Source organism: Arthrobacter oryzae (assembly GCF_030812315.1).
In the GTDB taxonomy this organism is placed as follows: domain Bacteria; phylum Actinomycetota; class Actinomycetes; order Actinomycetales; family Micrococcaceae; genus Arthrobacter; species Arthrobacter oryzae_B.
In genome coordinates, this window is sequence record NZ_JAUSSM010000001.1 from 446353 (window position 1) to 464875 (window position 18523).

15 protein-coding genes are annotated in these 18523 nt (G+C 64.0%); 6 read left to right on the forward strand and 9 right to left on the reverse strand.

Features of this window, described 5'->3' with window-relative positions; all coding sequences use genetic code 11:
* The first annotated feature begins 2 nt into the window (after positions 1-2).
* Positions 3-2132, forward strand: a complete 2130-nt coding sequence (locus J2S97_RS02080) for an acyltransferase family protein (protein WP_307046091.1) — start codon at positions 3-5, stop codon at positions 2130-2132.
* An 86-nt stretch (positions 2133-2218) separates the two neighbouring features.
* Here J2S97_RS02080 and J2S97_RS02085 read toward each other — a convergent pair whose 3' ends face one another.
* Together J2S97_RS02085 and rfbA are read right to left on the reverse strand one after the other, a co-directional pair.
* Positions 2219-4216, reverse strand: coding sequence for a DUF6541 family protein (locus J2S97_RS02085; protein ID WP_307046093.1), 1998 nt, complete (start codon positions 4214-4216; stop codon positions 2219-2221).
* 56 nt (positions 4217-4272) lie between these two features.
* Positions 4273-5136, reverse strand: coding sequence for a glucose-1-phosphate thymidylyltransferase RfbA (gene rfbA, locus J2S97_RS02090; RefSeq protein ID WP_307046095.1), 864 nt, complete (start codon positions 5134-5136; stop codon positions 4273-4275).
* 83 nt (positions 5137-5219) lie between these two features.
* Between rfbA and J2S97_RS02095 the strand changes: the two genes are divergently transcribed.
* Positions 5220-6302: an acyltransferase family protein gene (locus J2S97_RS02095; protein ID WP_307046097.1), complete on the forward strand. Its 1083-nt coding sequence runs from the start codon at positions 5220-5222 to the stop codon at positions 6300-6302.
* Between the two features lie 67 nt (positions 6303-6369).
* Here the strand turns inward: J2S97_RS02095 and J2S97_RS02100 are convergent, their stop codons facing one another.
* From J2S97_RS02100 to J2S97_RS02125, 6 genes are all read right to left on the reverse strand, one after another.
* Positions 6370-8280 (reverse strand): DUF6541 family protein, encoded by a 1911-nt coding sequence (locus J2S97_RS02100; RefSeq protein ID WP_307046099.1) that lies wholly within the window; start codon positions 8278-8280, stop codon positions 6370-6372.
* A gap of 248 nt (positions 8281-8528) precedes the next feature.
* On the reverse strand, positions 8529-9428 hold the full coding sequence (locus J2S97_RS02105) for a glycosyltransferase (protein WP_307046101.1): 900 nt from the start codon (positions 9426-9428) through the stop codon (positions 8529-8531).
* Positions 9429-9440: 12 nt separating this feature from the next.
* Positions 9441-10535 (reverse strand): NAD-dependent epimerase/dehydratase family protein, encoded by a 1095-nt coding sequence (locus J2S97_RS02110; protein ID WP_307046103.1) that lies wholly within the window; start codon positions 10533-10535, stop codon positions 9441-9443.
* Between the two features lie 25 nt (positions 10536-10560).
* Entirely contained in the window at positions 10561-11448 is an 888-nt protein-coding gene (locus tag J2S97_RS02115) for a glycosyltransferase (RefSeq protein ID WP_307046105.1), read from the reverse strand.
* A gap of 3 nt (positions 11449-11451) precedes the next feature.
* Positions 11452-11895 carry a DUF2304 domain-containing protein gene (locus tag J2S97_RS02120; protein ID WP_307046107.1) on the reverse strand — a complete coding sequence of 148 codons (444 nt, stop codon included), beginning with the start codon at positions 11893-11895 and terminating at the stop codon, positions 11452-11454.
* A gap of 4 nt (positions 11896-11899) precedes the next feature.
* Positions 11900-12649 (reverse strand): glycosyltransferase family 2 protein, encoded by a 750-nt coding sequence (locus J2S97_RS02125; protein WP_307046109.1) that lies wholly within the window; start codon positions 12647-12649, stop codon positions 11900-11902.
* A 203-nt stretch (positions 12650-12852) separates the two neighbouring features.
* Between J2S97_RS02125 and J2S97_RS02130 the strand changes: the two genes are divergently transcribed.
* From J2S97_RS02130 to J2S97_RS02145, 4 genes are read left to right on the forward strand one after another with little or no spacing between them, the layout of a single operon-like run.
* Positions 12853-13629, forward strand: coding sequence for a glycosyltransferase family 2 protein (locus tag J2S97_RS02130; protein ID WP_307046111.1), 777 nt, complete (start codon positions 12853-12855; stop codon positions 13627-13629).
* 31 nt (positions 13630-13660) lie between these two features.
* Positions 13661-14659 (forward strand): dTDP-glucose 4,6-dehydratase, encoded by a 999-nt coding sequence (rfbB, locus tag J2S97_RS02135; RefSeq protein WP_307046113.1) that lies wholly within the window; start codon positions 13661-13663, stop codon positions 14657-14659.
* 3 nt (positions 14660-14662) lie between these two features.
* Complete coding sequence (locus J2S97_RS02140) at positions 14663-16087, forward strand: bifunctional dTDP-4-dehydrorhamnose 3,5-epimerase family protein/NAD(P)-dependent oxidoreductase (RefSeq protein WP_307046115.1); 1425 nt, start codon at positions 14663-14665, stop codon at positions 16085-16087.
* A gap of 11 nt (positions 16088-16098) precedes the next feature.
* Positions 16099-17091 (forward strand): glycosyltransferase, encoded by a 993-nt coding sequence (locus tag J2S97_RS02145; protein ID WP_307046117.1) that lies wholly within the window; start codon positions 16099-16101, stop codon positions 17089-17091.
* An 8-nt stretch (positions 17092-17099) separates the two neighbouring features.
* Here J2S97_RS02145 and J2S97_RS02150 read toward each other — a convergent pair whose 3' ends face one another.
* The gene (locus J2S97_RS02150) at positions 17100-18362 is read right to left on the reverse strand and encodes a lipopolysaccharide biosynthesis protein (protein WP_307046118.1); all 1263 of its coding nucleotides are present in this window, start codon (positions 18360-18362) and stop codon (positions 17100-17102) included.
* Positions 18363-18523 lie beyond the last annotated feature (161 nt).

The following is an 18523-nucleotide window of genomic DNA, read 5'->3' on the forward strand; positions in this document are numbered from 1 at the left end:
TTGTGTCGTCTTTGCCTGTGCCCGCAGCCACCGTCGCTCCCGTCCCGGATCGGCCGGAGGCCCCATCGCCGACGTCGAAAAGGCCAGCGCCGCGGCGCGACATCCAAGGCCTCCGGACCGTGGCCGTGGGCCTGGTCATCATCTATCACATCTGGCCGCAGGTTCTGCCTGGCGGCTTTGTCGGCGTTGACGTCTTCTTCGTCATCTCGGGGTTCCTGATCGTGGGATCGCTTGTCCGGGAAGTCGAAACCACTGGGCGGATCGCCGTGGGGTCCTTCTATGCGAAGCGGATCAGACGGCTGCTCCCGGCGGCCACCCTGGTACTGCTGGCGACACTGGCAGCGATGGTGTTCCTGCTCCCGCAGGGCCGCTGGCAATCAATCTCTTTTGACGTGGTCATGGCGGCACTGCAGGTCCAGAACTGGAACCAGGCCTTCGGCTCCGGCAGCTATGAAGGAGCCACTGCCCTCGTGTCGCCGGTCCAGCATTACTGGTCGCTGGCCGTGGAGGAACAGTTTTACCTGATGGTGCCGCTGTGCCTGATGGCCGCGGCGGCCTGGGCGCGAAGGTCCGGACTGGCCCGTAAAACGGTGTGCCTCTACCTCATCATTGCGCTGTCAACGGCGTCATTTGTCCACAGCGTTGCCTTCACGGCGTCCGATCATGACGTCGCGTACTTCGCCACAACGACCCGCATCTGGGAACTCGGCCTGGGCGGCATCCTGGCCCTGACCGCCCTCCGGATGCAACTGGGGGAGCGGATGGGGCGGCTTCTGGGATGGGCCGGGCTGGCGACGGTCTTCTGGTGCGCATTTACCTTCTCCACCTCCATGGATTTTCCGGGCTATGTGGCGGTCCTGCCCGTCGCGGCAACTGTCCTGGTGCTGGCGGCTGGAACCGCACCGAAGAAGACAGACGACGCCGGGCGCTTCGGCGCGTCCGCGTTGCTCGGCGTCGGGCCGGCCAAGTACGTGGGGGACATCTCGTATTCCCTGTACCTCTGGCACTGGCCAGTGGTCGTCTTCTACGTTTTCCGCCTGGGCAGGCCACCGGGGTTACTTCACGGGTCCGTAATAGCCCTCGTCAGCCTGGCCGCCGCCGTTGCGTCCTACCATCTCGTCGAACAACGGTTCCGGCACCCCCGCCGACGTGCCGCAGAGGGCCGCCGCGGCCAGCGCCTGCACCGGGGAGCGTTTGTCCTGGCGTCCGGCCTGGTGGCCGCGACCGTACTTGCCGCTGTCGCACCCTGGGGAATCGTCGAAGCGAAATCGCAGCAGCTGGACAGTGCACTCAATCTCCGCCAGTATCCGGGCGCGATGGCGCTCGACAGGGAACGGCCGGCGCCAGTTCCCTCCGGGCTCGCAGTGCGGCCCGACCCTGCTGTTGCGATGAAGGACGTTCCGCTCACGGGCGGCAACGAATGCGGAGCGTTCGATCCGTCGACCATGGGGGAGGAGACGTGCCGCTACGGCAGCCCGGATGCCGGGAAGACGATGGTCGTCGTGGGCGACTCGCATGCGGCCCAGCTGGTGGACCCGCTGGTGCTGGTGGGGGAGCAGTCCGGCTGGAACGTTCAGGCGATGGTCCGGAACGGCTGTCCTTTTTCGGCTGCTCCGCCCGAATCCGCGGATACGGTCTTTCACAACTGCCCAAACCAGAACCGTGTGTCGCTCGAGCGGATCCTCCACCGCAAGCCCGACCTGGTGGTGGTGTCCGGAATGACGCCGTCAGGTTACCGGAGGGCCCTGCAGTGGGGATGGAAGGATCCGGAGGCGCTCGTGTCCGGGTATGTTGCCATGCTGAAGCCGCTCCGGGACGCCGGTATCAGGGTCGCCGTCGTGATGGATACTCCCTATCCTGACTTTGCGGTTCCGGACTGCGTCCAGTCGCACGGTCCGACCTCCGACACATGCCGGGGGCGCCAGCGCGCCGAGGACCGTCCGGAGGATCCGCTGGCCGCAGCTGCCGCAAGGGTTCCCGGAGTTGAGGTTGTCGACCCCTACCCCTACTTCTGCGCCGAGGGCGCCTGCCCGTCAGTGGTTGGCAACGTGCTGGTCTACCGGGACAACCACATGACCAACAGCTTTGCCCGGACACTCGCTGCGCCCCTCGCCAGGATGCTTCGCCTGTAGCTGGGAAACATGCTGCAGCGACGCCCTCCAGGTGGCAGCCGAGGGATGGAGCGGTCACCGCCAACGGTGTGGCGTCAGGTGTCGAGTCAGCTGCAGGCGGTCAGTTCAAAAAGCTTGGCCTCACCATGTCGGGCAAGCAGTTCAAAGCCCGGCGTTTCGTCCGGAATCTGAAGACCCTGGAAGCCGTGGTTTCCGCCGTGCACTTCCCGCGTTCCAAAGTCGAGCACATACCGGACGTTGTCGGCCCGTGCTGCGGGGCACACAGCGGGATCAGTGCTGGCCTCCCGGAGCTTGTCGTTCAGCAGCTCCGTGGCCTTCGTGTACGTGGTCAGCGTGTGTTTGGACGTCGTGTTGCGGTCGGCAATAGCGAAGGCCATTGCCCCTCCGGTCCACGGGTTTACGGCGATCGTGGCATCGGCCGGAACAAAACTATCCAGCTCCTCGATCAGGGCCATCTCGTCGGAACTGACCAGCGCGGATTCCGGGGTGGTCGAATAGTTGACCTTTGCGGACTGAATGGAAGCGGAGAGTGGGATTGTTTGGGCCACCAGGACCGCTGCGAGGATCACCAGCGGCACAACAGCGGTAACCATGACGCGGGATTTCCGCAGTCCTCCCGGGAGGAACCTCAGCGAGTCACGCTGCGTGACCCAGATGTGCTGAAGCTTTCCGACAAGCCAGCCTGCACCAGCGGCGGCCAACGGGACGGCGGCGACAGGCAACAGGGCCGCAAGGCGGTAACTGTCGTTGTACCAGACGCCGGTCAGCGTATTGCGCAGCCAGCCGGTGGGGCCTGCAGAGACCACAATGAAGAGGGCGGCGATGACGGCAAACGAACCCAGGAGCCAGATCCGCTTGTGACGGCGACACAGGACCACGACTCCGGCGACCAGCAGGATGCTGACGGCCCAGGCGGGCGGACGCTGCATTGCGGAGTTGGTGAGGATCTCACCAACGGCCTGGCCTGGCGTCTGGAAAGGCAGCCACGTTGCCGCCGCAGCCGGCGGGCGAATGTACTTCCACATCACCGCCACTACGCCGAGGATGCCGAGCAAACCAGCACCCATCAGGAGTGAGCCGGTGTGGCCGTGGCCGCCCCTGTACCGTGCCAACGAGAACCCGATGAAGGAGACGACAAGGATGGGGATCGAGAGGGCGAGGAGCGACATGAGCCCGTTCGGATGGGCTATAGCCACCCCAATGGCGGCTACAGGGGCCAGGATGTAGCGGGCCATGCCCATTGATCCCGGTGCGTCGCTGACGCCAAAAAACATGCTGACGCAGGCCAGTGAGGCCGGGATCAGGCTGACGGAAAGAAAGTTCGGGTACAGCACGCCAAAGTCCAGCAGGAGCAGCGGGAAGGAGCCGAAGCCGGCAGCCAGGACACCAGCGGCGGCCACGGCATAGGCGTTTGGCCCGATGACGGTCCGGGCCAGGAACATGCAGCCGGCGGTCCAGACAGCGGCCGCAACGCAGAGGTTCAGGACGTTGACGGCTACGCTGATCTGGGCGCCGGTCACTTGCACCAGGAGGGAGGTCATTCCGTGCCAGGCGGCAGGGTAGAAATACGGCGGGCTGTCACCGCTTGTCATGCCGGAAAGCGTCAGGGACGACGCGTTCCCCGAATCCAGGATGTACCGGATGGCATTGAGGTGAAATACGTTGTCGAACGTCTGCGAGATGTTTTCCGGCCTGCCGAAGGCCCGGTGGAGCTGCCACGCGATGGCAGCCGACCCCGCGAGGAAGCCTACGGCAGCCACGACGTCGGCCTTCGCGGGCCGACGCAGGGCCCAACGTGCCCGGGGCGCCGCGTCAGAGCCCGAACGGCGCTGCCGGACCAGGCGCACGCCGAACAGCAGGACGGAGGCGAGCATGGTGGCTACCAGAACTGGAAGGGGCGACCAGCCGATTCCCAGATAAGGAGCGGCGATTGCTGTGACTGCGACGAGGCTGACGGTCAGGACCGGGGCGACAGCTACGTAGGACCAACGCTGCAGACCGAGCGCCGCGAGGACGAGAGTACCCGGTGCAAACAGCAGAACCAGGCACGCCAGAACGACGGGCACGGTAGAAAACCAACTCATTGAGACTCCACTCGAAAATACGACGGCGGTAGTCCCGCCAGCTGGCCGGAGACGTCCTAGCCCTCCAGGAGGCCCAGAAGGTAGCTACCGTAGCCGCTCTTGACCAGAGGTTCTGCGCGTTCGCGGAGCTCGTTGTCGGTCAGGAACCCCTGGCGCCAGGCGATTTCTTCGGGGGCGCCGATCTTCAGCCCCTGGCGGTTTTCAACCGTGCGGATGAAGTTCGAGGCGTCGCTGAGGTCGTTGAACGTTCCTGTGTCCAGCCATGCTGTACCACGGGGGAGGATTTCCACCTGAAGATCTCCGCGCTCCAGGTAGGCGCGGTTCACGTCGGTGATTTCGAGCTCGCCGCGCGGGGAGGGCTTGAGGTTCCGGGCAATGTCGATGACGTCGTTGTCGTAGAAGTACAGTCCGGGCACGGCATAGTGGCTGCGCGGCTTTTCCGGTTTCTCCTCGAGCGAGAGAGCCTTGCCGTCGTCGTCGAACTCAACCACGCCGTAGGCCTTGGGATCATTGACCCAGTAGCCGAAGACCGCGCCACCCTTGATATCGGCGTGGCGGCGGAGCTGGGTGCCCATGCCCTGGCCGTAGAAGATGTTATCGCCCAGGACCAACGCCACGGTTTCGTCGCCGATGTGATCCGCGCCGAGGATAAACGCCTGCGCAAGACCGTCAGGAGAGGGCTGCTCCACGTACGTAAGGTTGATACCGAACTGGGACCCGTCGCCAAGCAGCCGTTTGAACTGATCTGCGTCGTGGGGAGTGGTGATGATGAGAATGTCGCGAATGCCAGCGAGAATGAGCGTGGAAAGCGGATAGTAGATCATCGGCTTGTCGTAAACAGGGACGAGCTGCTTGCTGATGCCAAGAGTAATCGGGTGCAGCCGGGACCCAGTTCCGCCGGCCAAAATAATTCCACGCATGCTCCCCATCCTCCCGTACCGAAGGCCGAGACACCAAACGCTGTAGAATGGACCGTCTGCCGAAACCCAAAGGAAGCAATGGTTTGAGCACTCTCACTCTGAAACCCAAGGCCGTTCCGGCGCCCCAACTGGGGCGGGCACTCGACCCCAGGGGAAACAGCCTCAACCTCATCCGCCTGGTTCTCGCGTTGGCGGTGCTGTTCGCGCACAGCTGGCACGTCGTCGGCGCCGGCAACGGGCCGACCTTCCGGGGCGAGAACCTGGGAGGGTGGGCCGTCGCAGGGTTCTTTGGCATCAGCGGCTATCTGATCACAGCCAGCAGGTTCAGTAACCGGATCGGCCCCTATCTGGTGCACAGAGTGGCCAGGATCTTCCCCGCTTTTATCGTGTGCCTCGTTGTGATGGCCTTTGTGTTTGCTCCGATCGCCTATTTGGTTCAGCGCGGCAACCTTCTGGGCTTCATGTCCACGCCCACGACGCCGTTGAACTCGGTCTTCGCCAACCTGTCGCTCAGGATTGTCAGCTACGACATTGCGGGCACGCCCGCAGGGGTCCCGTACCCGGGGGCCTGGAACGGCTCCCTGTGGACGCTGTACTTCGAGTTCATGTGCTACCTGCTGGTGGCTTTCCTTGGTTTCCTGCCCATCGTCAAGAAGACCCCGTGGCCCATTGTTGTCGCCTTTGGACTGAGCGTTGTCCTGTGGGCGAATATTGGGCTGCTCAAGCCGTACATGCAGTCCAACCTGGACTTTGAGCTGGCGGCCCGCCTGATCCCGTACTTCCTCGGCGGCGCTGTGGTTCAGGTGCTGAGCTCACGCCTCGGTATCCATAAGGTGGCCGGGCCAGTGTCTCTCGCCATAGCAGCCGCGATGGTCCTGTGGGTTCCCGGGTTCGGCGGCCAGCTCGCGGCGCCGTTCATTGCCTACGGGCTGTTGTGGATTTCCACGTGGCTGCCTCAGCCCGCCATCGTCGCAAAGAATGACATCTCCTACGGGGCCTACATTTACGCGTTTCCCGTGCAGCAGCTGCTGGCCGTCTTCGGGGCCTACCACTGGGGCGTCTGGTGGTTCACCATCGCCGCGACACTCTGCACTGTTCCGTTGGCGGCCGCCAGCTGGCTGTTCATCGAACGGCCGGTTATGCGGCGGGCGAAGAAGAGCGTCTAACACCTGCTGCGTCGCCACGGACCCATACCGCCCATAGGGTCCGGGCGCCGCTGCAACCCTGATGCCTCTAGGTTCCGGCGAGCCGTAACAGCCGTCCTTCAAGTCCCTCTTCCGCCAGGCGCTGTCGGACCGGTTCGTAGAGTTCGGGGTCGACGATCACTGAGGCAGCCGGATCCTCAGCCAGGAGTTGGGCAATGATTTCGGGTGCGCGGCTGTAGTCCCTGTAGATTTCACCGATCGCCGGGCTCAATGCTGTGGTCTTTGAAGTGGAGTTTCCGCGCATGCTCCAGTGCCACCGGGCGGCGAGTACCCTGTCCATCGTGCCTTGGGCAACGACGTAGATGGAGTCTTCCGGTTGCGTCTGGTGTGCACTGGTCAGGAGCCGCGCAACGTAATCCGGCGTGGTTTTTAGCCGTGCTGCCTGCTTTTCCATTTCAGTGATTGCCCGGGCTGTCGGCGGAAGTCCGGCGCCAGCCAGGCCTGTCGCCGAGAAACCGAAGAACTGGGTCGCCGCCAAAGTCAGGACGCATAGTGCCGCGGTCAGGCCCTTGCGCCTACTTTTGGTGAACCCGGTTGCTGAACGCGGTGGCAGGATCGAAGCTACCGCGGCCACGGCGACCGGCCACGCGAACAGCAGCACGGCAATCACGTATTTGTAGAAGTAGTAGGAGACGGCGCCGTTGCTGGCGCTTTGCGAGATGGCCAGCCACAGACAGAGGCCGATGGGAACGAAGAGCCCGAACGATGCCAAGGCAGTGCCACGCCGCTCCGCTCCGAACCGGGGATCGGCCGCGGGCACCGCGATATTGGCGAAGCCGAGGGCAACGACCAGAGCGACGACAGCGAGGGCCATCCCGAAGTCGGGAAGTTCAATGCCTCCGGTCAGACCGAGTATTTGCTCGCTCTGTTGGACCAGCGGGGAGATCTGGATTACCGGCAGCAGCACGCCGGCGGCTGTAATTGCCGCCACGACGAACGCCGGCCTCCACCAGGACCGGGTATAGTTCCCCGGTCGCCGAAGAATATGCCAGAACCTGCCGATGCAAACCACCGCAACGAGGCTGATCAGAAGGACCCAGTTATTGGCGATGCCGACGAGTCCCGCGCCGATGGCAGCCAGTCCCCAGAGCGGGATCCGGCGGTTAAAGTTCAGAATCGCCAGCACCGTGGCAGTAGCCAGGCCACATGCAAGGTAGAAGTTGGCGAAGCCGTCGTACACGGGTAGCGAGCCCGGACCGAAGATCCAGGCGCTTGCGGCTACGGCAATGGCCGGAGCCGTCGCCGCCGGACGCCGACGGACCGCAGGCAGGGCACAGAGCCCTGCCACGACCAGCACAACAGTCAGGACACAGACAACCGCCTGGAGGTTGACGTACGAGACCAACTCGGCGTCCAACGTGATGTTATCCGGCCGAATCAGGTCCGCGAGCGTTGCCAGCAGGGCATGGAACCCCTGGGGATACTCGGAGAATCCCCAGGTGCCGCCGGACGAGGGGAGGGGAATGGTCGGAATGACCCCTCCGTGATTGCGGATCATGAAGTAGATGTTGAAGTGCGACTGGTAATCCCATTTGCTGGTCATCAACGACAAGGCATCCAGGGACGACCTCACCGTCAGCATGGTCCCGAGGGAGCTGGCGGCGAGCCCTCCGGCCAGGAACGGAACAGCGTCGATCCACTCCGCCTTCGGCATCAGGCGCCGGAGCCTTGGCCCTGCAGGCCTGGTCGAAAGAACCCACCATGAAAGAATTCCGGCGGACAGGGCCATAAGCAGCGTGCCGTGGTCGGTCCCGAGGATCCGATCCGGGACCCACCAAGTCAGGGGCGCGAATCCCATCACCAGAAGGCCAGTCAAGAGCAGTCTCAAAGAGAGGCGCCGCGCAGTTGGAAAGAGGAGCACCAGCGCGGCGCCAAAACACAGGCCAAGGATGCCGTCGAGCACGCCGTTCAGGCGAAGGACGACGACCAGCGATGTCACTATGACAAACGCAGCCGGTCCGCGTAGCAACCGAAGGGTCTTTTCAGTCTTTGTCGCGGAGCTCTTCCCGCTTGCTCCGGCAACCCGGCGTGGAGGAGGCGTAGCCCGCTTCAACCGTGTGCTCACTGACCTGTCCCCAATCATATTTCTGCCGCGGTTCCCCCCGTACCACCAAGTGCAGCGAACGACCGGGCCCGGAGGCAAAGCAGCGTCACTCCCGGAACATCCACATGGACGCCCCGCCAAATCTAGCTGACGCGGCGCCTTCCGGCCTTTCCTGCGAGGCCGTCGGCAATCCCGGCAGCGGCGGAGGACAAGCGTTCGAACCGGTGCGGTGCCAGCAATGTCACAATGGCCAGGTGCCGATAGTCCGCCAGGAAGCCCTTGACGGCCCACCACAGGTGTCGGCGTCCGTACTTCCTGGCCAGCAGGATGCGGTTCCTGAACAGGTAGTAGTAGCGCCATGAGGCTGCCGTCCGCACTTTGATCTGCCGGCCACGGAAAGCCAGGTCCGCCCCGAAAACGCGGGCTGGCGCCATGCTTCCCAGGGCGTGGTCAAGGGCGGCCTTCGGCGCGACGACGGTCTTGAACCCGGCTGACTGGCAACGTAGGAAGTATTCGGTGTCAACGCCGTCGATGAACAGGTCGCTTTGCAGCGTCCCGAGCTCCTCAATGACGGGAACCGGCAGAAGCAGACCCGACTGGATCGGCTCGCCCCCTAGCTGGACGCCGTTCATTACCCCGGCACGCCGGGTCGGAAGGCCCCGGATGGAGGCCGGAGCGACCATGCCGACCCTGACTCCGGCCTGTTCAGCGGCACGTGCCGCTTCCTCAAGGGCGGCAACGTAGCCGCCGTCGAGCAGGCTGTCCTGATCCATGGTGAGGATAAACGAGGGCCGTTTCCCGGACGCGAGCGCCGCTGCAATCCCGGCGTTGAGCGCGGCTGCGATGCCGGAGTTCTCGGTGAGCCGCTCGACGGTGCAGCCTAGGTCCCGCAGCTGGCGCAGGATCGGCCCGGGGTCCTGGGGACTGCCGTCGTCGACGACCACCACACGATCCACCTGAGCCAGAAGTGCCGCGGCGTTGGCCAGGACGTGCTGGTCGGCATTGAACAGGCTGACAACCGCAGTGGTCGCGTTGGACGTCATTCGCTTGCCGGATCAGGCAGGCTTGACGTCTGGCTGCGCGTCAATCCACGTGGCCAGCCGTTCGATTCCCTGGGCAAGGTTGTATTGCGGTGTCCAGCCCAGCACCTTTTCGGCGGCGGTGATGTCAGCCCACGCATGCCGCACATCGCCCTGCCTGTACTGGCCGGTCACGTGCGATTCAGGAGCGTTGTAGTGCTCAGCGATCAGCTTTGCGGCGGTGCCGATGGTCTGGAACTCGCCCGATCCGATGTCCATCGGTTCACCTTGGACGGTGGGGGAGACAGCGCCGGCAACGATGGCAGAGGCCACATCGTCGATCAGGATGAAGTCACGGCGCACTTCGCCGTCCTCGTACAGGGGAATGGACTTGCCGCCCATTGCCATCCGGCAGAAGAGGCTCATGATGCCCGTGTACGGGTTGATCAGGGACTGGCCCGGACCGTAGACATTCTGCAGTCGGAGGATCACCGTCTCGACGCCGTAGGACTTTGCCCACGCCTGCAGGACATGTTCCTGGGCAAGCTTGGTGGCACCGTAGACGCTCACGGGCGCCGGGAACGTCTCGGACGCTTTCATGGCGACGGGCGAGGCGTCCGGGAAATCCCACTGTGCTTTGTCGAGGGTTTCGCTCGTCCGCTGCCCAGGGTAGAAGATCCGGCCGTCGGCATCCTGCCAGGCGCCTTCGCCGTAAACAGCGCGACTGGAGGACAGGACAATCCGGCGCGGCAGCTTGGCATGGCGGTTGAGGCCGTCCAAGAGTTGCGACGTTCCGACGACGTTGACGTGGGTATGCCTCGTGGACTCTTCCAGGGACTGGCCGGTTCCTGTTTCCGCCGCGAGGTGGATGACGACGTCGGGGGTAACGTCCTGGAGGACTGTGTCCCAGGTCTTCGCTTCCGTCACATCCGCAACGACCAGTTCGGCGGCCGGGTTCAGCTGGTCGGGGCGCTGCCCCGTGGCATGGATCTGCGGGTGGAGATTGTCGACGACAACGACGCGGTCGAACTCATTGACGAGGGCATCGGAGATCGCGCAGCCGATGAACCCGGCGCCGCCCGTAACCAGGACGGTGCCTCCGGGACGGGCGGAACTTGAAGAGGAAGTCACTTGGGACCTTTCGTAGCGAACGGCGTTACTTGCCGAAGGTGTGGCGGACCAGGGCCTTGACGGCGGAGGAGTTCTTGCTGAGTACGGCTTTGGGCAGCAGGGACGCCGCGTGCGCACGCGACGTGAACCTCAGCCGTGCTGACCGGGCCGCCCTGTTCCATCCCAGTTCCTGTGCCTGCGCAGCGGCGACGGCGAAATAATCGCGTTCTCCGGCGAACCGGGAGCCGTCGACAAGCTTGGTGGAGGAGGCGCTGTTTGAGTGCCTGCGGTACTGGAAGCAGACGGTCGGCTCGATGAGGAGCTGGTCGCCGTTGTAGATCATGTCCATGATCAGGGCGAGATCCTGGATGATGGGGAACCCGTCACGGAAGTCCACCTGGCGGACCCTGTCAGTCCGGAAGGCAAGCGACGGCCAGTAGAGCCAGTCCCCGTGCATCAGGTTGGATGCAATGGCCTCGCCGGAGATCAGTTGGCGTCCGCCGCCCCGGGGCTTGATCAGCTTCTGCTTGACGGTGTCAACCAGGGTGGCTACCACCTGGCCGGCTTCGTCGATGACCTGGACGCCGGGCTGGATCAAGGCAGCGCCGGGGTACCGTTTGTGGGCATCGAGGATGGTGGAGACGTAGTTCGGCAGCAGGACGTCATCGCAGCCGAGGATCACCAGGACTTCCTCAGTCGCCATGGCCACGCAGGTCCGGTAGTTTTCCGTGATTCCTGCATTCTGTTCCTTGCGGATGTACTTCACCCGGGGATCGGTGATCGCCGCCATGAAGTCCTTGATCTCCTGGCCCGGGTACGCGTCGTCCACGACGGTGAGGAGCCAGTCATCGCTGTCCTGTGACAGGACACTGTTGACTGCTTCCTTCATGTAGTCCGGATCGCCCCAGTAGGGAATGAAAATATCCAGCGGCATGTGTTAATCCGAACCTTTGTGTTGTGTGTCGGGCTCCGCAGCGTGCGGGCCGGCGGTGTCTGGGGTTGTTGCCAACGAGTCGGACGGTGACGGTGAATCGGTGCTGGCCGGGGCGCCGAGAGCCTCCACCTGAACCCGCAGGATTGCCACTTCCTCCGCGAGTGTCCGCGTCTCGTCCTCAACTACGGAGATTTCCCACGAGAGGTGCAGGCAGACGCCGAGCAGCATGAGGATGCTCATGGCGAAGAGCAGGTTGGAGGGCAGTTGGACGCCGACAAACTCCGCCACAATGTTGAGCAGCCGCGGAAAGGCCGCCAGCACAAGCGTGGCGACGCCCACGATCAGCCAGAGGGCGGCGTACTTCTCCCGGAGTTTCTTCCGGCGGAGCATTTCGACGACCAGGCCAACAATGGCCAGGGCGAGCAGGAAGGCGGCAATGTTTCCCATACTTCTAGGCTCCTGATGCTTGCGGAGCTGGTAGGGCCAGGTGGGACCGCTTCCGGGTCAGGGCAAACAACAGGGCAAACACCGATCTTCCGAGGTATATGGCGGCCTTCGCCGGATTGTGGCTGGGCTTTCCGCCCTGCCGGGCTCGCATTTCGACGGGGACCTGTGTGACAGTGCACCCGGAGCGGATGGCCACCACAAGCGAGTCGATGGTGTCGCCCAGGTATTCGGCAGGGTAGTGGTCGAGGTATTGGTCCACGGCGCGCACGTTGGCTGCCCGGAACCCGCTGGTCACGTCCGTGAGCCGGGTCTTAGCCAGCCCGGAAATAACCTTGGCCAGCAGTTGCATGGCCCATTTCCGCGGCCCCGTGACCTTGTAGTCCCCGCGGTCCGCGAAGCGCGCGCCGATTGAGATATCGGCGTGGGCGAGTCCTGCCAGGACTTCGTCGATGCTCCGTGGATCGTGCTGGCCGTCGGAATCCACCTGGATCACCTGGCGGTAGCCGCAGCGGCGTGCGTACTTGAAACCTGCGCGCATGGCCCCGCCCACGCCAAGGTTAAAGGGCAGGTTGAGCACTGTGGCTCCAGCTTCGGCGGCTACGGCTGCGGTGTTGTCCGTGGACCCGTCGTTGACGACGAGGACGTCGTACCGGGAGTCTGTGTTCAACACTTCCCGCACGGTATTGCCGACGGCTTCCGATTCATTCCAGGCAGGCATGATGACCAGAACGCGCGGATTGGGGGTGGATTCCATGGTGTCCAAACTATATCAATTCCACGATCCGGGTCGGCGGTGACGCAGCCGCGCGGCGCGGGAGGGCACTGCGATGTTCGGTGCTGTCCACGCTGAACGTGGCCGCGGGGTGGGGTCCGGACCGGACGGCCTAAGATGGGACGGGCCCGCCGGATGTCAGCTGGTGAGCCCCGGAACCATCTCGCGCAGGCGGAAGGACCAGATTGAAAACCGATTCCAAGGGCGTCCCGGGCCCGACAGGCGGCAAGCAAACCCGAGCAAGCATCTGCCTCGCCAGCTACCGCGGGGGGCGCTATGTTAAGGAACAGCTCGAGTCCATCCTCGCCCAGCTGGGTCCGGACGATGAGCTGGTCATCGTTGACGACGCCTCACCCGACGACACCGTCGAGCAGATCAGGACCTTCCACGATGGACGGATCCGCCTGATTGAGGCGGCGGTGAACCAGGGTTACGTAAGGTCATTCGAACAGGCCGCCCTGGCCGCGAAGGGACAGTACATCCTGCTCGCCGACCAGGATGACGTTTGGGTGCCGGGCAGGCTTGAGCTAATGGTTAGCGCGCTGCAGGCATCAAGGGTCGTTGCCTCCAACTTCGACGTGCTCGGCGGCGGGCCCCGTCCGAACATCCCGCGGCTCCGGGACAAGGACAGCCGGCGACATGCCGCAAACCTCCTCGGCGTCCTGGTGGGATACCGGGCTTATTACGGCTGCGGCATGGCTTTCCGGCGCGACATGCTGCCCGTGTTCACGCCCGTTCCCCGCTATGTGAACGAGTCCCACGACCTTTGGCTTGCCATTTGCGGCAACCTGGCAGGCTCCATGCGGCACTTGGACGAGTCAACGCTCCTGCGCAGGATCCACGATGACAACGCTACGCCCAGGGGGTGGCGTTCACTGTCCGTGATCCTCCGTGCGCGCCTGATGCTGCTTCGCTGCATCGCCGAGGCAGCGCTGCGCCTACGGCGGGACGGCTCAAATTAGAACGGGATGGCTCAACCGGTAAGCTGGCTGAATGCAGAAACTCCTTGTCACCGGCGGTGCCGGGTTCATCGGTTCCAATTTTGTCCACTACGTTCTCGAGAACACCGAGGATCACGTCACTGTCCTGGACAAGCTGACGTACGCAGGCAACCTGGAATCCCTGAGCGGGCTCCCGGAGGAGCGCTTCAGCTTCGTGCAGGGCGATATCTGCGACGCAGCCCTGGTCGAGGGCCTCGTTGCCGGGACCGACGTCGTGGTCCATTACGCGGCCGAGTCGCACAACGACAACTCCCTGCATGACCCCCGCCCGTTCCTGGACACGAACATCATCGGCACCTACACGCTGATCGAGGCCGCCCGGAAGCACAACAAGCGCTTCCACCACATCTCCACGGACGAGGTCTACGGCGACCTGGAACTCGATGACCCGGAACGGTTCAGCGAGTCCACCCCGTACAACCCCTCCAGCCCGTACTCCTCCACCAAGGCCGGTTCGGACCTGCTGGTCCGCGCCTGGGTGCGCTCTTTCGGGCTGCAGGCCACCATCAGCAACTGCTCGAACAACTACGGCCCGTACCAGCACGTGGAAAAGTTCATCCCGCGCCAGATCACCAACGTGATCGACGGGATCCGGCCCAAGCTCTACGGCAAGGGCGAGAACGTCCGGGACTGGATCCACGCGAACGACCACTCCTCGGCCGTGCTGGCCATCATCGCCAAGGGAACGATCGGCGAAACCTACCTCATCGGCGCCGACGGCGAGAAGAACAACAAGGACGTCGTCGAGCTCATCCTCAAGCACATGGGCCAGTCCCCGGACGCTTACGACCACGTCGTGGACCGCCCCGGCCACGACCTGCGCTACGCCATCGACTCCACCAAGCTCCGCGACGAGCTCGGCTGGGAACCGAAGTTCTCCAACTTCGACGCCGGCATCGAGGACACCATCGCCTGGTACCGCGAGAACGAAAACTGGTGGCGCCCGCAAAAGGCCCAGACCGAAGCGAAGTACAAGGAACAGGGCCAGTAGACGATGTCGATCGAGTTCTCCAAAAAGCTGACCGCCCACGAAACCCCGATCCCCGGCGTCGTCCTCTACGACCTGCCGGTCCACGGCGACAACCGTGGCTGGTTCAAGGAAAACTGGCAGCGGGAGAAAATGGTGGCCCTCGGGCTGCCGGACTTCCGCCCCGTGCAGAACAACATCTCGTTCAACGAAAAGGCCGGCACCACGCGCGGCATCCATGCCGAACCGTGGGACAAGTTCATCTCCGTGGCGACCGGCCGGATCTTCGGCGCCTGGGTGGACCTGCGCGAGGGCCCGTCCTTCGGTGCCGTCTTCACCGCCGAACTGGACCCCAGCCAGGCCATCTTCATTCCCCGCGGTGTGGGGAACGCCTTCCAGACCCTGGAAGACAACACCGCCTACACCTACCTCGTCAACGACCACTGGTCCGCGGACGCCCAGGGCCAGTACACCTTCCTGAACCTCGCGGACGAGACGGCCGGAATTGCCTGGCCCGTTCCGCTGGACGAGGCTGAGCTCTCCGACAAGGACAAGGCGCACCCCCGCCTCGCGGACGTCGTGCCGATGCCGGCGAAGAAGATCCTCGTGGTCGGCGCCGACGGTCAGTTGGGCAAGGCGCTGCGGGAACTGTACGACGGCGACGCGACCGTTGAGTTCGCCGGGCGCGCCGGATTCGACCTCGGCAGCGAAGCGTCCTTCACCGAGCGGAACTGGAAGAACTACTCGACGATCATCAACGCCGCCGCCTACACCGCTGTCGACACCGCGGAAACCGCGGAGGGCCGGGCAGCGGCCTGGGCCGTCAACGTTGCCGCCGTGTCACGGCTGGCCCGGACCGCCGTCGAACATGACCTCACGCTCGTCCATGTTTCCTCGGACTACGTCTTCGACGGCGTCCGCGAGAGCCACGACGAGGCTGAACCCTTCACCCCGCTCGGTGTGTACGGTCAGACGAAGGCAGCCGGCGACGCCGTCGTCAGTGTTGTTCCCCGCCATTACATCGTCCGGACCAGCTGGGTCATCGGCGAAGGCAACAACTTCGTCCGCACCATGGCATCCCTGGCCGGGCGTGGCATCGAACCGTCCGTGGTCAATGACCAGGTCGGTCGGCTCAGCTTCACCGAAGACATTGCGGCAGGCATCCAGCACCTGCTGGAATCCAGCGCGGACTACGGCACGTACAACCTGAGCAATGACGGTGAACCGCAGTCGTGGGCCGACATCGCCGCGGACGTGTACGAGCTGTCAGGACAGTCGCGGACCGCCGTCACAGGCGTGAGCACCGAAGAGTACTTCAAGGGCAAAGCTGCCGCGCCCCGGCCGCTGAACAGCGTACTGGACCTGACCAAGATCAAGAACTCAGGCTTCAAGCCGCGTCCCGCCAGGGACGTTTTGGAAGCGTATCTCGGCCTGCGGACGGCTGCGGAATAGCGGACCGGCCCATGCGCTTCGACTCGAGTACGTTCGGCGTGGTCGCCCTCGCGGCCTACCAACCCAACTGGGAGCTGTTCCGAACGCAGCTGCGAACTATCCAGAACCAGACGCATGAGCGTTTCCTGTGCCTCATTTCAGCCGACGGCGGTTTCGCCGAAGTCCGGGATTTCGTGGCCGGGGAATTCGGCGGCGACGAAAGGTTCCGGGTCATCGGGTTCGAAGAGCGGCTCGGGTTCTACGGCAACTTCGAACGAGTCCTCCAGCACGCTCCTGCTGAGGCGGAGTGGGTCGCCTTGTCGGACCAGGACGACTCCTGGTATCCGTCGAAGCTCGAAATTCTCGTGCCGCACCTGAACGACGTCAGCCTGGTGGCGGCGCAGGCGCGTGTTGTCCGGCTTCCCGGCAATGTGGTGGTGACGCCATCAACCCAGCGGAAGAACGTCGCACTGGATGCCTTGCTGGCCCAAAACCAGGTGACCGGAAGCCTGTGCCTGTTCAGGCGCGAGTTGCTGGACCTGGCTCTTCCCTTCCCGCGCCTAAACACCATCTCGCAGGTACATGACCATTGGCTGGCTGTCTGCGCCAAGGCCACCGGCGGTGCGCTCGTGGTTGACGACGTTGTCCAGGACTACGTGCAGCACGGCGGCAACGTCCTCGGTGAGGTCGGCGGCAGGAAGAGCATCGCCAAGTCTTTTGAGCACGTGACAGCCCTGTCCCGAAAGTTTCAGGGCAGCAGCAGTCCGCTCGCCATGCTCAGGACTGCCAATGACTTGAGCTTCGGCTGGCGCCGCGTCATGGCGGATACCCTGCGGAAACGCGTTGCTGCTGGGTCTCCCGGCCTGGACGGCGGGGTGGCCGCCTTCGAAACTGGCCACGGCTGGGTGTCCACCTCGCGCGCGCTCGTCTCGGGGCTGCGGAGCGGCGACATAGCTTTGCCGTGCTTCGTGGAATTTGTTGCCGGCGTTCCGGTTGAACTGTTCGCCAAAGGGCGCCGGAAGTAGCTGCAGGCTTAGTGCGGTTTTTCCGCGGTTGGGACGGGCGGCTGAACGAGGTGCTTGAGGCTGTCCCGGACCACCATGATCTGGTAGCCGGCAACAACCAGCTCGGCGAGGCCGACCGCCCAAGCTACACCGGGGGCGCCGAAGAGGATGCCGAGGACGAACATCATCGGAACGTTGAAGGCTGCACCGATCGCCGTCGATTTGGCCAGGGCGGCTCCCTTGCCCAGCGGTATGAGGCAGGCCAGGCCCACGACCTGGGCTACGATGACCCCGGCAAGAATCAGCCCGAAGGGGACGCTGAGGCTGTAGTCGATAGTGATGACTCCGCTGGAGAACAGCGGGCTGGCCCACGGGGTAAGGACTGCAAGGAGGATTCCGGCAAACAGGCCGACTACCGGGGCAAGCCTGGCCACGGTACGGATCCGGTGGGAGCTCCTGGCTGGGCCGGCTTCCGGAATCCAACCCTGGATCACCTGGAGGACGGGCCCGAATCCGGCGACCGCAAAGCGGAAAAGCTTGTCCGCGAGAGCGTATTGGGGGAGTGCGGCCGCAACCACCTGGCCCACCGCAAGCAGCGGCAGATTGCTGTTGAGGCTTCCGGTTCCCGCTGCAATCACCCCGTATTTCTGGTCGCGCAAGCGTTTCATGGCAGGCGCGATGCGAAGATCCGCTTTCACTGGATGCCCTGCGCGGGACAGGGCGCCGGCCGCGCCGATAATGACTGCCAGCAGATTGAAGGCCAGCAGCGCGAGCACAAATACGATGGGCTCCGGGAAGAACTGGATCAGCACCACGCCCGCAACCGTGCCCAGCCCCTGCGGAAGCACGTCAAAAAGAAATAGCTTCCACGGTTTTGCCTGGCCAATGAAGAACCACGAGGCCCCGACGAATGGCAGGACATAGGCAACTGATGCCAGCGCCGCAACCGGGGGATCGATTCTGCCCATGAGCAGCATCACGAAATACATCACAGGTGCAGCGAAGAGGAACAGATAGACGCGGCTGACCAGGGAGTCGAGGAACATTTGCGGCCGCTCGCGCTCCGGCAGTGACGCCACGAGGGCGGCCCCCACGGTTCCCCAGCCGAAGGCGACGGCAATCCCGAAAATTGCGGCAGTGGCCTGGGCCAATGCGAGTTCGCCCCACGTCTCCTTGCCCAGCGTGGAAATGACGAACGGGATGGCGAGCAGATTTACGACGGTTGAGAACACGAGCGATGTTGCGAAACCGCCAAAACGGCGGAACAAAGCGGGTGCAGCTTTCGAAGCCACTCAAGATCTCCGATCCTATGGGTCCAAGCATGTCGCCCATGCGAGTCGGCAATTAGGCCAAATTGAATCCTACCTCGCGTGCTGTGGCGCCCAGGAACCGCGGGGCGCTGACCGGCCCGGTGGTCTCAGCCGAACGGTCCGGGGCGACCCGGACGACCGTG